The following is a 15,130-nucleotide window of genomic DNA, read 5'->3' as shown; positions in this document are numbered from 1 at the left end:
TTTACCCGATATCGCAGGAGGCCAGGATGGCCATGTTCAGAATGTCATTTGCGGTCGAGACCGTCGAACAGATCTGGATCGGCTTGTCGACGCCGGACAGGATCGGGCCGATCACGGTGGCGCCGCCCATTTCCTGCATCAGTTTGGTCGAAATCGAGGCCGAGTGTCGTGCAGGAACAATCAGGATATTGGCTGGTCCGGTCAGTCGTTGGAACGGATAGGCTTCCTGCTGATCAACATTCAGGGCGACATCAACCGTCATCTCGCCTTCGTACTCGAAATCGACGCCGCGCTCATCCAGCACCGCCGGGGCGCGGTGCATCTTCTCAGCACGCTCAGACACCGGGTAACCGAAGGTCGAGAAACTGACAAAGGCCGCCCGGGGCTCTAGCCCCATGTGGCGCGCCACGGCTGCGGCGCGTTCAGCGATATTGGCCAGATCGTTCTCGTCCGGCCATTCATGCACCAGCGTATCACCAATCAAGACAATCCGTCCTTTGTGCAGCAACGCGGTAACCCCAGCCGCGCCATGGGCGGCATCGGCGTCAAACACATGGTTGATACGGTCCAGCACGTGCGCCGACTTGCGTGTGGCCCCGGTCACCAGACCATCCGCATGACCATGCGCCAGCATCAGAGACGAAAACACATGCCGATCCCGTGCAGCGAGGCGGTGAATATCTTTGTGATCAAAGCCCTTACGCTGCAGGCGCTGATACAGAAAATCCTTATAGGCCTCGAGATGCGCGGTATTGGCGGCGTTCACCACATCAATTTCACGCACCGCGTCCCCAAGACCAGCGGCTTCGAGCTTTTCCTTTACGTCGTCTGGCCGGCCCACAACCAGAGCCTTACCAAAGCCCGAGCGTTGGTACATAACGGCCGCGCGCAATACGCGCGGATCGTCTCCCTCGGCAAAGATCATCCGGCTTTGCGCCTGACGCGCCCGCGCGTTCAAGCCGCGCAGGATGCTGGCCGTCGGGTCCATGCGGGATTTCAGGCTCAGCTCATAAGCGTCCATATCGATGATCGGACGTCGCGCCGCGCCGGTATCCATACCAGCCTTGGCAACCGCAGGCGGGATACGGTGGATCAGGCGCGGATCAAAAGGCGTTGGAATGATGTAGTCGCGACCAAAAGTCAGCGACTTGCCATAGGCCATGGCAACCTCATCCGGAACATCTTCACGCGCCAATCGCGCCAGAGCATGGGCGCAGGCGATTTTCATCTCGTCATTGATCGCACGGGCATGAATATCCAGCGCACCGCGGAACAGGTAAGGAAAACCCAGAACGTTATTCACCTGATTCGGATAATCGCTACGGCCCGTCGCGACGATCGCATCAACGCGCACCTCGTGCGCCTCTTCCGGGGTGATTTCCGGGTCAGGGTTCGCCATGGCGAAAATCACCGGATTGTCAGCCATGCTGGCGACCATGTCTTGTGTCACCGCCCCTTTGACCGACACGCCCAGAAATACATCCGCATCCTTCATGGCCTCTTCCAAAGTGCGAAGATCAGTCGTGATGGCATGGGCCGACTTCCACTGGTTCATGCCCTCGGTCCGGCCCTGATAAATCACGCCCTTGGTGTCGCAGACGATGCAATTCTCATGCCGTGCACCCATGGCCTTGAGCAGTTCGATACAGGCAATTCCTGCAGCGCCTGCCCCGTTCAGGACGATTTTTACGTCTTCGATCTTCTTGCCCGAGATGTGCAATGCGTTTAGCAGACCCGCCGCGCAGATCACTGCTGTTCCATGCTGATCATCGTGGAAGACCGGGATATCCATCTCTTCCTTCAAGCGTTGTTCGATGATGAAACATTCGGGTGCTTTGATATCTTCCAGATTGATACCGCCAAAGGTCGGACCCATCAGGCGCACAGCGCGACAGAACTCGTCCGGGTCTTCGGTATCCAGCTCGATATCGATCGAGTTCACATCAGCGAACCGCTTGAACAGGACCGATTTGCCTTCCATCACCGGTTTTGAGCCCAGCGCACCCAGATTTCCAAGGCCCAGAACGGCGGTACCGTTCGAGATCACGGCAACCAGATTGCCTTTGTTTGTATAGTCATACGCCGTCTCTGGTGCTTCAGCGATGGCTTCACAGGGAACCGCAACGCCAGGGCTGTAAGCTAGCGAAAGATCGCGCTGCGTGGTCATGGGTACGGTGGCCTGCACCTCCCACTTGCCGGGGGTCGGGTCGAGGTGAAAGGCCAGCGCCTCTTCTTTGGTGATCTTCGCTTTGGGCATCTTACAGGTCGTTTCCATGACTTTGGGGCTTTTGCCTCATAACGCAGGCGGGGCCGCGCCTCAACGAGAATGAGTTTTCACCTTTTACTGAAGATGCGGGATTTGTAAGGTCGCGCCCGGAACACGCCAGAAGGGGGCCGAATTTGTCCACAGTCACGCCGATGATGGCGCAGTACCTTGAGATCAAAGATGCTCATGCAGATGCCCTGCTGTTTTATCGCATGGGTGACTTCTACGAGATGTTCTTCGAGGATGCGGTGAACGCGGCTGAGGCGTTGGATATCGCGCTGACCAAGCGCGGCAAACACAATGGCGACGATATCCCGATGTGCGGCGTGCCGGTGCATTCTGCCGAGGGCTACTTGCTGACCCTGATCCGCAAAGGGTTCCGCGTCGCGGTCTGCGAGCAGATGGAAAGCCCGGCGGAAGCCAAGAAAAGAGGCTCTAAATCGGTGGTAAAGCGCGGTGTTGTGCGTCTGGTTACGCCCGGCACACTGACCGAAGATGCCCTGCTAGAGGCGCGGCGGCACAACTTTCTGGCCGCCTATGCCGAGGTTCGGAACGAAGCCGCACTGGCCTGGGCCGATATCTCAACCGGTGCGTTTCACGTGATGCCGCTGACGTCAATCCGGTTGAGCCCCGAACTCGCTCGGCTGGCCCCGTCCGAGCTGATCGTGGCAGATGGGTCCGAGGAAAAGCTGCATGAAACCGTCATGGACCTTGGCATATCGCTCACCCCTGTTGGACGCGCCAGTTTTGACAGCGCTGCAGCCGAGAAACGCATCTGCGGGTTGTTTCACGTGGGCGCTCTGGATGCATTCGGGAACTTCGGGCGCGCCGAGGTTTCGGCCATGGGCGCGCTGATCGATTATCTGGAGATCACGCAAAAGGGCAAACTGCCCCTTCTGCAAACTCCCCTGAAGGAATCCGAGGATCGTGTGGTTCAGATCGACGCTGCCACGCGGCGCAATCTGGAACTGACCCGGTCGCTCTCGGGCGGGCGCGCCGGGTCGTTGCTGTCGGTGGTCGATCGCACCGTTACGCCGGGTGGCGCGCGGCTGCTAGAACAGCGTCTATCAAGCCCATCACGCAATCTGGACGTGATCCACGCCCGGCTGGACGCGGTATCTTTCGCAGTCGAAGACAGCCTGATCGCCTCGGACCTGCGCGAAGCTTTGCGAAAAACACCTGATCTGGATCGTGCCCTGTCCCGGCTTTCGCTGGACCGGGGCGGCCCGCGTGATCTGGCCGCTATCCGCAATGGATTGGAACAAGCCGCAACAATCGCCGAAACCTGTGCCTCACAGGATCTGCCTGTTCTGCTGGCCACTGCCGTCCAGAACCTTGTCGGATTTGACGATCTGTTGGCTTTGCTGGACGAAGCATTGGTTGCTGATCCACCCTTGCTGGCCCGCGATGGCGGCTTTATCGCCCCCGGGTTTGATAGCGAATTGGACGAAGCGCGCACCTTGCGTGACGAAGGCCGTTCGGTCATCGCAGGTTTCCAACAGAAATACGCCGAGCATACCGGCATCACGTCACTGAAGATCAAACACAACAATGTGCTTGGCTACTTCATCGAGACCACGGCAACCCATGCCGAGAAAATGTTGAACCCGCCATTTAGCGAGACTTATATCCACCGCCAAACCACCGCCAATCAGGTGCGCTTCACCACGGTGGAGCTGTCCGAGATCGAAACAAGGATTCTGAATGCCGGAAATCTCGCGCTAGAGATCGAAAAACGGCTCTATCAAAGGCTTTCTGGGGCCGTTCTGGATCTTGCCGCCCGATTGAATCAAGCCGCGCGCGGACTGGCTGAGCTGGATTTGACCACTGCACTCGCCGATCTGGCTCGCGGCGAAAGCTGGTGCCGTCCAAAGGTCGACGGGTCACGCGCATTCGACATCAAAGGAGGCCGTCACCCGGTGGTCGAGCATGCCCTGAGGCAGCAAAGCGGCGATGCTTTCATCGCCAACGACTGCGATCTGAGCGCCGATGCAGGCGCTGCAATTTGGTTGCTCACCGGCCCCAACATGGCCGGTAAATCAACCTTCCTGCGCCAGAATGCACTGATCGCCCTACTGGCGCAGATGGGCAGCTATGTTCCGGCGGAACGGGCGCAAATCGGATTAGTCAGTCAATTGTTCAGCCGCGTCGGAGCGTCAGACGATCTGGCGCGGGGCCGCTCGACCTTTATGGTCGAAATGGTCGAAACCGCAGCTATTCTGAATCAGGCCGACGACCGCGCGCTCGTAATCCTTGATGAGATCGGCCGAGGCACCGCGACCTACGACGGCCTTTCCATTGCCTGGGCCACACTGGAACACCTACACGCGGCAAACCAATGTCGCGCATTGTTCGCCACCCACTACCACGAATTAACTGCACTCGCTGGAAGTCTGAACGGTGTAGAAAACGCGACCGTTGCAGTCAAAGAATGGGAGGGTGAAGTCATCTTTCTGCATGAGGTACATAAAGGCGCTGCCGATCGGTCTTACGGCGTCCAGGTTGCACAATTGGCTGGCTTGCCCGCCTCGGTCGTGGACCGCGCCCGTATCGTGTTGGATCAATTAGAAAAAACCGAACGTGAAGGCGGTAAGCAGAAAGCACTGATCGACGATCTGCCCCTGTTTTCAGCTGCGCCGCCGCCTCCCCCTGCGCCAAAAACCTCGCCCGTTGCTGATATGCTGGAAACCATCCTTCCAGATGAACTCAGCCCCCGCGAAGCCTTGGACTTGATCTACAAACTGAAAGAGGCGGCCAGATCCTGACCGCCTCGAACCCGGTTGACCCAGGAACTGTTCAGCTTGCGGGCGTTGACGACACCCCAACCTGCGCCGGACGCAACAACCTGTCGTGCAGCATGAAGCCTTCTGCCGACACCTGAATGATGTCGCCGGCCTTGGTTCCGGGCACAGGGGCCTCGAACATCGCCTCATGCACATTCGGGTCGAACCTGTCCCCGACCTGAGGCGTAATCACCTCAATCCCATGCTTCTGGAACACATCCTTCAGCGCGCGCATGGTCAACTCGACACCTTCCAGCAAGCCGGCGGCAACCTCTTTCTGCTCATCCGTCGCGGCCTCAAGCGCGCGTTTCATATTGTCGTAAACCGGAAGCATGTCGCGGGCCAGTTTTGACCCGCCATACTGTTCCGCATCCCGACGCGCCTTGTCGCCACGCTTGCGCGCATTTTCGGCATCGGCCAGCGCACGCATGAACTTGTCTTTGTAATCATCGCGCTCAGCACGCAGTTGATCGACCTCAAGCGCCTCATCGCTGATCTCAGCAAAATCTTCGGCAAACTCTTCCGCCTCGGCGGACATGATGTCGTCCAGAAAATCTTCGTTCTTGGGCTCTGCCATCTCTTACCCTCTAGCTCCGGTCGGAAATCAGCTTGCCGACCAGTTGCGCCGTATAATCCACGATTGGTACGATTCGCCCGTAATTCAGACGTGTGGGTCCAATGACCCCAACCGCACCGATTATCTTACGATCAGCGTTCATATATGGAGACACCACCAAAGAGGAACCCGAAAGTGAGAAAAGTTTGTTCTCAGAGCCAATAAAAATGCGCACACCTTCGCCTTCTTCGGTCAATTCAAGGAATTCGGCGATATCGCGTTTGCGTTCAAGGTCGTCAAACAGGGTGCGGATTCGATCAAGCTCTTCTGCCTGACCCGGCTCATTTAACAGATTCGCACGCCCGCGCACGATCAGCCGGGCCGAGTCGCCGCCGTCCCCGTCCCAAGCGGCAATGCCGCTCTCGACCATCTCACGCGCCAGAACATCGATTTCCTGTTTCCGCGCGTCGATCTGTGACAGCATCTGCCGCCGCACTTCGCCAAGCGTTCGACCTTCGATGAGTGCATTCAGAAAATTGGCTGCCTCGCGCATCGAACTGGGTGTTTGGCCAGGCGGAGGTGTAAACAGCCGGTTTTCTACCTGCCCGTCCGAAAACACCAAAACCACCAAGGCCCGGTCATGCCCAAGCGAGACGAACTCGATATGCTTGATCTCGGCCTCATGCTTTGGCGTCAGAACCAGCGAAGCCCCTTGTGTCACGTGTGATAGCGCCGCGCCGACGCGATCGAGCATACCACCCACATCGCCTGCGTTAGAGCCTAGTGTTTCGTCCAGCTTCTGCCGATCATCCGCACCCAGATCGCCCATTTCCAGCAATCCGTCCACGAACATACGCAGCCCCTGCTGTGTTGGAATTCGACCAGCGCTGACATGCGGACTGTCGAGCAAACCCAGAAATTCAAGATCCTGCATCACATTGCGTACGGTCGCAGCACTGACTTTCTCGGACAATGTGCGCGTCAGAGTCCGGCTGCCCACGGGTTCGCCGCTTTCCAGATAGCTTTCGACAATCAACCGGAACACCTCACGCGACCGGTCATTCATCTCGTCCAGAATTTTGCTTGCTTCGCTCATCGGCGGCCCTCTGCTGGATCGTCATTAAATCGCAGGCAAATGAAAGGTCAATCGGGCTTGCATCGTAACGCCGCGGGACGGTATCCCCAACCCAGCAGATAAAGGATTTCTCATGCGACCCTCAGGACGTGATCTAAACGAAATGCGCGCCGTTTCAATTGAAACGGGGTTCACCAAACATGCCGAAGGCTCTTGCCTGATCAAGATGGGCGACACCCATGTGCTATGCACCGCCACAATCGAGGATCGCGTGCCACCGTTCATCAAAGGCTCGGGCCTGGGCTGGGTCACCGCTGAATATGGCATGCTGCCCCGTGCGACCAATACGCGGATGCGGCGCGAGGCTGCCAGCGGCAAGCAAGGTGGCCGCACGGTTGAGATTCAACGCCTGATCGGCCGCGCCCTCCGCGCCGGTGTGGATCGGGTTGCGTTGGGTGAGCGTCAGATCACCGTCGACTGCGATGTCATTCAAGCCGACGGCGGCACCCGCTGTGCCTCGATCACTGGCGGTTGGGTAGCGCTGCGCCTTGCCGTAAACAAGCTGATGAAAACGGGCGATGTGATATCCGACCCTTTGTTAGACCCTGTTGCGGCCGTTTCCTGCGGAATTTATGCCGGTCAGCCCGTGCTAGATCTGGACTATCCCGAAGATAGCGAAGCTGGCGTTGACGGCAATTTCATCATGACCGGCTCGGGCAAGCTGATCGAAGTGCAGATGAGCGCCGAAGGATCCGTTTTCAGCCGCGCGCAAATGGATCAACTGATGGACCTGGCCGAGAAAGGCGTGGGTGAACTTGCTGCTGCCCAGAAAGCTGCAACCGCATGACTCGCAGGTTCGAAGGTGATCGACTGCTGGTCGCCACCCACAACAAAGGCAAGCTCGAGGAGATGGCGCATCTGCTTGAGCCCTTTGGCGTAACGGTTGTCGGCGCGGGCGAAATGAACCTGCCAGAGCCGGAAGAGACCGAGGACACTTTCGTCGGTAACGCCCGGATCAAGGCCCACGCAGCTGCAAAGGCGACCGGCCTACCTGCCTTGTCGGACGATTCCGGGATCACCATCGATGCATTGGACGGCGCACCCGGTGTTTACACCGCCGATTGGGCCGAAACCGGCAGTGGTCGCGATTTCCTGATGGCGATGACTCGCGCCCATAATGAGCTAGAGGCGAAAGACGCCCCCCACCCGCGTATGGCCCAGTTTCGCTGCACTCTGGTTCTGGCCTGGCCCGACGGGCATGACGAAGTGTTCGAGGGCGTCGCGCCCGGTCACCTGACTTGGCCGATCCGTGGAAAGGACGGGTTCGGCTATGACCCGATGTTTGTCCCTGAGGGGCACGACATTACCTTTGCCGAAATGGATCGCTGGGAAAAGAACAAGATCAGCCATCGCGGGCGCGCGGTGGAGATGTTCGTGAAAGGCTGCTTTGGCGGATGATTGGCGAAACGGGGGCTTTGGCCTTTATGTGCATTGGCCCTTTTGCGAGGCCAAGTGCCCCTATTGCGATTTCAACAGCCACGTTTCCAAAAATATTAATCAAAAACAATGGCTTGAGTGTTATCTCATCGAACTAAGCCGCTCGGCCATCGAAACTCCTGACCGGGTTTTGAACACAATCTTCTTTGGCGGCGGAACTCCATCACTGATGGCGCCTGAGACCGTCGCCACCATCATCGACAAGGCCCGCGCCCTTTGGCGATCGGCCAACGATATGGAAATCACGCTTGAGGCCAATCCAGGCTCGGTCGAGGCCGGGCGGTTCGCGGCCTATCATGATGCGGGCGTGAACCGCATCTCGATGGGTGTTCAGGCCTTGAACGACGATGACCTGCGTCGTCTGGGGCGCATTCACACGGTTGCCGAGGCTCGCGCTGCCTTCGATATCGCGCGCTCTTGCTTTGACCGTGTGAGCTTTGATCTGATCTATGCCCGGCAGCATCAAACTCTGGACGCCTGGCGTGCTGAGCTGACCGAAGCCCTATCGATGGCAGTTGATCACCTGTCGCTATACCAACTGACCATTGAGGAAGGCACAGCCTTTGGTGATCGCTATGCCCTGGGCAAGCTGCGCGGTTTGCCCGAGGATGACAACGCTGCGGATATGTATCTGGCGACGCAGGAAATCTGCGAAGCGCATGGGCTGCCTGCCTATGAGATCTCAAACCACGCCCGGCCCGGAGCGGAATCACGGCATAACCTCATCTATTGGCGCTATGGTGACTACATCGGTATTGGACCCGGCGCACACGGTCGGATCACCCTGGATCGCCGGAAATTCGCGACGGAAACTCATCTTTCACCAAACAAATGGCTGACGGCTGCCTCCAATGGGCACGGCGAAAGTAATCGGTTCGAGCTTAGCCAACGTGAACAAGCCTCAGAATACCTTATGATGTGTCTACGTTTGGTCGAGGGCCTAGATATAGACAGATATACTCTGCTTGCAGGTGAAGAACTTTCGAATGGCAAACTTGATTCACTGATCGATCTGGGCATGCTAACCCTTGATCGCAATCAATTGCGCGCCACTTCATACGGGCGCGCCGTGCTCAATGCGGTAATCCGAGAGCTGTTGGAGTAACAGATGCAATTTCTCTGGGCCGGATTGGGGTTACTATGCGTTGCGCTTGCCATGATCGGAGTCGCTCTACCGCTGCTGCCGACGGTGCCATTTCTTCTGTTGGCCGCGTTCTTTTTTGCTCGCTCATCTTCACGGCTGCACAACTGGTTACTGAGCCATCGAACCTTTGGCCCCATGATCGTCGATTGGCAAAGCTCTGGCGCGATCAGACCCGGCGCAAAAAAGGCGGCCACCCTTTCGGTTGCCGCCGTATTTGGCTTATCGGTTCTACTGTCGGTTCCTTCTCACGTCCTGATCATTCAGGCCATTGTGCTCAGCGCTGTGATGCTCTTTATCTGGACCCGACCTAACGGCTGAGCTTCGCGCACAGATCATCCAACTGATCCAGGTTCTCATAAGCCAACACAACCTGCCCGGATTCAGATCCGGCCTTATGGTTGATCGTCACCTTCATCGCCAGAATCGCAGACAAATCCTTTTCAAGCGCTCGGGTGTCTGCGTCCTTCCCAGCATTCAGATTTCTGGATTTCGGAGCCGGCTTATCCGTCCCACCTTGCTGCTTTTTCACTAATGCCTCGGTCGCACGCACCGAAAGGCCCTCACGAACCACCTGTTTCGCCAGCTCCGATGGGTTTTCTGCCGTGATTAACGCCCTTGCATGACCGGCGGATAATTTTCCTTCTATTACAAGGGATTGTACATCCAATGGCAGTGACAAAAGACGCAGCAGATTAGCGATATGGCTTCTGCTTTTACCAAGCGCTTCGGCCAGCTTTTCTTGCGTGTGACCAAAGCGATCCATCAATTGCTTAAAGCCTGCCGCCTCTTCCACCGCGTTCAGATCTGCGCGCTGAATGTTCTCGATAATCGCGACCTCAAGCACTTCGGTGTCATCAAATTCGCGAACAATAACTGGAATATCATGCAGTTGCGCCATCTGCGCAGCACGCCAGCGCCGTTCACCCGCAACGATTTCGTATTGGCCGCCATCGATGCTGCGGACAATCAGCGGCTGGATAATACCCTTTTCCTTGACCGAGGCCGCAAGCTCATCCAATTGCTCTTGCGCGAAACGGCGGCGCGGCTGATCTGGGTTCGCCTGCAGTTTTTCGATCGGTACCGTGAGATCCGGACGGCGGGGTTCAGATACAATCCGACCGTCAGCTTCTGGTGCGACATCAGCCATCAACGCAGATAGCCCGCGACCTAATCCTCGGGGTTTTCCTTTCCTGGCATTCATGTTGCCCTCCTCACGGCCACTTAAATGGCTATCTTGTTGTTCTTGTGCATAACCTCTCGGGCCAAATGCCGGTACGCCATCGCCCCAAGCGAACCCGAATCATATTGCAGCACAGGAAGCGCGTAAGATGGTGCCTCGCTGACCCGCACATTTCTGGGTATCTTGGTTTTAAATACCATCTCACCCAGATTGTCACGCGCATCCTTTTCGACCTGACGGGACAAGTTGTTGCGGTTGTCATACATCGTTAACACAACACCTTCGATTCTGAGGTCAGGATTAGCGGTCTGACGAACCTCGCGAATGGTCAACATCAATTGTGACAGCCCTTCCAGCGCAAAGAACTCACTTTGCAATGGAACAAGGACGGAATGCGCTGCTACCATTGCGTTTACGGTGAGCAGGTTCAAGGACGGCGGACAATCAATCAGCACAAAGTCCAGATTGAAGGCATCAATTGCAGTCTGTCGAAGCGCGTCATGCAGCAAATAACTGCGCTTTTCATTCGAGATCAGCTCAATATCTGCCGAGCTGAGATCTACGGTCGCCGGAACCACAAAAAGATTACCGATCTCGGTCTCCTGCACCACAGCTTCCAATGGTGCATCTTCGAGAAGAAGATCATATGTCGTCCAGTCGCGATCTTCGACCCCTAGACCCGTAGAGGCATTTCCCTGAGGATCGAGATCGACCACAAGAACCTTGCATCCGGCCTCGGCCAATCCGGCTGCGAGATTGATCGCTGTAGTGGTTTTCCCGACCCCGCCCTTTTGATTGGCAACCGCGATAATCCGAGGCCCAGCAGGACGAGACAGATCAACCACGTGCAACTCCTTTGATTTTCAGGATAACGGCTTGGGGTTCTGTTGAACTCTTAATGGGTTCAGCCTCGAATTTCCATTCTTTGCGCGCATCTTCCAGCTCTTTTTTCCAGGTTGCGCCTTTTGGCAACAACGCTGTACCGTTTTTACTTAAATGCCTGTCACAAAATGACATTAGAGTGGTCAGATCAGCCAGAGCCCGAGCTGAAAGCACGTCCGCATGCAAGGGATCAATGGCTTCAATTCGACGAGAGATCACGGAACAATTGGCGCCACTCTCTCTGGTCACACTTCGAAGAAATGCGGATTTACGTTGGTCGCTTTCGACTAATGTGAAACGCGTTTCAGGTGCAAATTCAATTGCCATGATGGCGCAGACCATGCCAGGAAAGCCGCCTCCGCTGCCTAAATCCACCCAATGATCTACGCGATCTGCGTTCCGAAAAACTTGAATGGAATCTTTGATATGGCGAATCCAAATCTCTTCAAGACTATTTCTTGAAACCAGATTGATTTTTGGGTTCCATTTTTCAAGCAGAGATACATAGATCACCAGGCGTTCGAATGTTTCACGTGAAACATCCAGAGCCTCCGCAGAAACGGCGTTCTGATAACTCATGCTTTTCTGGCTTTCACATCGCGCCTGAGCTTCGCCAGGACGAGGGTTAAAGCCGCAGGTGTGACACCTTCAACCCGACTCGCCTGCGCAATATTCGCAGGCTTCGCCTGCGATAGCTTTTGCTTCATTTCATTCGACAGACCATCAAGCGCAAAATAATTGAAATCCCGAGGAATTTCATGCGCCTCATCGCGCTTCATTGCTTCGACATCCCGTTGTTGGCGCGCAATATAGTTTGCATACAACGCATCGCGCTCGACCTGACGGCGAATTTCATCGTCTGTATTCTGTAGATCGGGTTCGAGTAAAACCATGTCTTCAAACGATACTTCTGGAAAAGCAAGAACCGCCATTCCATCGCGCCGGTTTCCGTCCTGATTTATGCTGATACCAGCTTCGCGAATTTGCTTTGGCGTATATGTGGTCTCTGTCAGTTTGTTCTTTGCCTTTACAAGTTTTTCTGATTTCTCAGCAAAAACCTTGCGGCGGAGTTCACCCACACAGCCCAACTGCTCACCAATCGGAGTCAGTCTTTGATCTGCGTTGTCAGCACGAAGTGATAGGCGAAACTCTGCACGGGATGTGAACATCCGATAAGGCTCGGCAACGCCCCGAGTTGTCAAATCGTCAATCATCACGCCAATATAGCTGTCTGAGCGTGTAAAATGTATTGGCGCACGTCCCTGTGTTTCCAGAGCTGCATTCAAACCTGCAACGAGGCCTTGCGCGGCCGCTTCCTCATATCCTGTGGTCCCATTGATCTGTCCTGCAAGATATAGACCAGGAACATCGGGCACAGACAAAGACGCAAATAGAACGCGCGGGTCAACGTAGTCGTATTCAATCGCGTATCCGGGTTGTAGGATTACCGCGCTTTCCAATCCTACGATGGATTGGACATATTCGACTTGTACATCTTCGGGCAAAGACGTTGAAATCCCGTTTGGGTACACCGTATGATCCCGCACGCCTTCTGGTTCCAGAAATATCTGGTGTGACTCCTTTTCCGCAAATCGGACGATTTTGTCTTCGATTGAAGGGCAATATCTGGGACCAACACCATCAATATGACCTCCATACATTGCTGATCGCGATAGATTTTTCTCGATTATTCCGTGCGTCTGAGCATTGGTATGAGTTATTCCACAGGCGATTTGCGGCGCCGTCACCGCTTGGGACATGAATGAAAACAGTGTTGGCTCTGCATCGCCATCCTGTCGTTCAAGTATATCCCAATTTATGGTTCGTCCGTCCAACCTCGGTGGCGTACCTGTTTTTAGTCGTGCCGTAGGCAAATCAAAGGCATCAAGGCGTTCAGCCAGCCTGATCGATGGGCGATCCCCCATGCGGCCACCTGGTTTTGAAACGTCCCCTATGTGGATCACGCCGCGCAGAAATGTACCCGACGTCAGGATAACTGTCTGCGCGGGGACCTCGGATTCATCTGCCAGTTTAACACCGGTGACGCGGTCGCCATCCATTAGGAAATCAACCACTTCCCCGGTAATCACCGACAGATTGTCTTGTTTTTGCGTTTCCCCCGCCATTGCTGCCCGATAAAGGGCTCGATCCGCCTGCGCCCTCGGCCCTTGAACGGCCGGTCCTTTTCGCCGGTTCAATAAGCGAAACTGGATACCCGCACGGTCCGCCACGCGCCCCATGACCCCGTCTAGTGCATCGATCTCGCGGACTAGATGCCCTTTGCCCAACCCACCTATTGCCGGATTGCAAGACATGACACCGATGTCCCGTTCGGAAAGAGTGACTAGTGCTGTGCTCGCACCCATCCGCGCTGCTGCATGTGCGGCTTCTGCACCTGCATGTCCGGCACCGATGACGACAACATCAAATTTCGAATGTTTCACGTGAAACACTCCCTATTTTCCCAGACAGAAACTTGCGAAGATTTCATCCAAAAGGGTTTCGACATCAATCCTGCCAACCAAAGATTCAAGCGACCGAATTGCCGTTCTCAACTCTTCAGCAGCTATATCATACATGTCCGGACCTGATTCCAGAACATCTCGCGCAGCCGCAAGTGCGTCCGATGCTTTAGTCATCGCAATACGGTGACGTTCCCGCGTTGCAATACCATGGCTAGCTGTTCGGACAGTCAGTACACGCGATATGTTGTCTATCAACTGGTCAATCCCGTGCCCGGTTTTCCCCGATATACCGCCGGAAAAGGGCTCACGCAGGTCAGATTTTGGCAGAACATGAATGTCATCTGCCTGCATCGGTACACCTAGCTGATCAGGCTCATCCGACAGAAATACTCGTAGATCGGCCGCCTCTGCCCGTTTGCGCGCCAGTTCAATTCCCAGGTTTTCAACGTGATCATCGGTTTGCCTCAAACCGGCCGTGTCCAGCAGCGTGACAGGCAATCCGTCCAAGTCCATACGAACTTCAATCACATCGCGGGTTGTCCCGGCATATTCCGAGGTAATAGCGGCTTCCCGACCTGCCAACGCGTTCAGCAAGGTCGATTTCCCTGCGTTCGGAAGGCCAACAATGGCGACCTCAAAGCCGGTGCGAATGCGCTCGGCGATCCGAACACCTTTGGCTTCTTGGGTCAATTCGGCCATCACACCAGAGATCAACGTCCGAACCTCAGGTGATACATCTGTCGGCACCTCTTCATCAGCAAAATCAATCACGGCTTCCAACAAAGACGCCGCACGGATCAGATCACGCCGCCAACCTTCAGCCAGTGTGCCCAAGGCACCAGCCAAAATCGTCTGTGCTTGTTTCCGTTGTGCTTCGGTTTCTGCATCAATCAGATCAGCAAGACCTTCGACCTGCGCCAGATCCATCTTGCCGTTTTCCAGTGCACGACGCGTGAACTCACCAGGTTCGGCCAGCCGAAGATCGTCCATATCCGAAAGAGAGGTCAGCACAGCGTTGACTGACGCCATACTTCCGTGAATCTGAAGCTCGGCCACGTCTTCGCCGGTAAAGCTGGACGGGGCCTGAAACGTCAGAACCAAGCCCTCATCCAACCGCGATCCATCCGACGCGTTGAGTGTTCGTACTGTCATTCCACGCCTTGGCAGGCCCCCGCCAGACAACTCATTGGCGGAGGCATATGCCTGCGGACCAGAAAGCCTGATCACAGCCACGCCTGCTTTGCCCTGGGCGCTGGCCAGGGCGAATATCGTATCCATTGAT

13 protein-coding genes are annotated in these 15,130 nt (G+C 55.9%); 5 read left to right on the top strand and 8 right to left on the bottom strand.

The genetic code is table 11. The annotated features are described in order from the left end of the window. Window position 1: 1 nt before the first annotated feature. Window positions 2-2,257 carry an NADP-dependent malic enzyme gene (locus AC2TEM_RS04550; protein ID WP_170426333.1) on the bottom strand — a complete coding sequence of 752 codons (2,256 nt, stop codon included), beginning with the start codon at window positions 2,255-2,257 and terminating at the stop codon, window positions 2-4. A gap of 161 nt (window positions 2,258-2,418) precedes the next feature. Between AC2TEM_RS04550 and mutS the strand changes: the two genes are divergently transcribed. Continuing rightward, entirely contained in the window at window positions 2,419-5,031 is a 2,613-nt protein-coding gene (mutS, locus tag AC2TEM_RS04545; protein WP_170426391.1) for a DNA mismatch repair protein MutS, read from the top strand. Between the two features lie 31 nt (window positions 5,032-5,062). Here mutS and AC2TEM_RS04540 read toward each other — a convergent pair whose 3' ends face one another. Next, the gene (locus AC2TEM_RS04540) at window positions 5,063-5,626 is read right to left on the bottom strand and encodes a nucleotide exchange factor GrpE (protein ID WP_170399405.1); all 564 of its coding nucleotides are present in this window, start codon (window positions 5,624-5,626) and stop codon (window positions 5,063-5,065) included. Window positions 5,627-5,636: 10 nt separating this feature from the next. Further along, the gene (gene hrcA, locus AC2TEM_RS04535; RefSeq protein ID WP_170399408.1) at window positions 5,637-6,701 is read right to left on the bottom strand and encodes a heat-inducible transcriptional repressor HrcA; all 1,065 of its coding nucleotides are present in this window, start codon (window positions 6,699-6,701) and stop codon (window positions 5,637-5,639) included. 112 nt (window positions 6,702-6,813) lie between these two features. Between hrcA and rph the strand changes: the two genes are divergently transcribed. From rph to AC2TEM_RS04515, 4 genes are read left to right on the top strand one after another with little or no spacing between them, the layout of a single operon-like run. Then, a complete protein-coding gene (gene rph / locus AC2TEM_RS04530; RefSeq protein WP_170399411.1) occupies window positions 6,814-7,527 on the top strand; it encodes a ribonuclease PH in 714 nt (237 codons plus the stop codon). After that, a complete protein-coding gene (rdgB, locus tag AC2TEM_RS04525; protein ID WP_170426335.1) occupies window positions 7,524-8,138 on the top strand; it encodes an RdgB/HAM1 family non-canonical purine NTP pyrophosphatase in 615 nt (204 codons plus the stop codon). Before rph ends, rdgB begins: the two co-directional genes overlap by 4 nt. Beyond that, window positions 8,128-9,282, top strand: coding sequence for a radical SAM family heme chaperone HemW (hemW, locus tag AC2TEM_RS04520; RefSeq protein WP_170426337.1), 1,155 nt, complete (start codon window positions 8,128-8,130; stop codon window positions 9,280-9,282). Before rdgB ends, hemW begins: the two co-directional genes overlap by 11 nt. 3 nt (window positions 9,283-9,285) lie before the next feature. Beyond that, window positions 9,286-9,639, top strand: coding sequence for a YbaN family protein (locus tag AC2TEM_RS04515; RefSeq protein ID WP_170408799.1), 354 nt, complete (start codon window positions 9,286-9,288; stop codon window positions 9,637-9,639). Here AC2TEM_RS04515 and AC2TEM_RS04510 read toward each other — a convergent pair. The 5 genes from AC2TEM_RS04510 to mnmE are packed head-to-tail and all read right to left on the bottom strand — an operon-like array spanning window position 9,629 to window position 15,126. Further along, on the bottom strand, window positions 9,629-10,522 hold the full coding sequence (locus AC2TEM_RS04510; RefSeq protein WP_170399423.1) for a ParB/RepB/Spo0J family partition protein: 894 nt from the start codon (window positions 10,520-10,522) through the stop codon (window positions 9,629-9,631). The genes AC2TEM_RS04515 and AC2TEM_RS04510 overlap by 11 nt on opposite strands. Before the next feature lie 20 nt (window positions 10,523-10,542). Continuing rightward, entirely contained in the window at window positions 10,543-11,346 is an 804-nt protein-coding gene (locus tag AC2TEM_RS04505; RefSeq protein WP_170426339.1) for an AAA family ATPase, read from the bottom strand. Continuing rightward, the gene (gene rsmG / locus AC2TEM_RS04500; protein ID WP_170426341.1) at window positions 11,339-11,962 is read right to left on the bottom strand and encodes a 16S rRNA (guanine(527)-N(7))-methyltransferase RsmG; all 624 of its coding nucleotides are present in this window, start codon (window positions 11,960-11,962) and stop codon (window positions 11,339-11,341) included. The genes AC2TEM_RS04505 and rsmG overlap by 8 nt, the downstream gene beginning before the upstream one ends. After that, window positions 11,959-13,827 (bottom strand): tRNA uridine-5-carboxymethylaminomethyl(34) synthesis enzyme MnmG, encoded by a 1,869-nt coding sequence (gene mnmG, locus AC2TEM_RS04495; protein WP_170426343.1) that lies wholly within the window; start codon window positions 13,825-13,827, stop codon window positions 11,959-11,961. Before mnmG ends, rsmG begins: the two co-directional genes overlap by 4 nt. A 12-nt stretch (window positions 13,828-13,839) precedes the next feature. Next, window positions 13,840-15,126 carry a tRNA uridine-5-carboxymethylaminomethyl(34) synthesis GTPase MnmE gene (mnmE, locus tag AC2TEM_RS04490; protein ID WP_170426345.1) on the bottom strand — a complete coding sequence of 429 codons (1,287 nt, stop codon included), beginning with the start codon at window positions 15,124-15,126 and terminating at the stop codon, window positions 13,840-13,842. Window positions 15,127-15,130 lie beyond the last annotated feature (4 nt).

The sequence above is a fragment of the Ruegeria sp. HKCCD3925 genome, from assembly GCF_057221175.1.
Note: the sequence above shows the minus strand (reverse complement) of the source record. Positions and strands in the feature narration are given on the sequence as shown.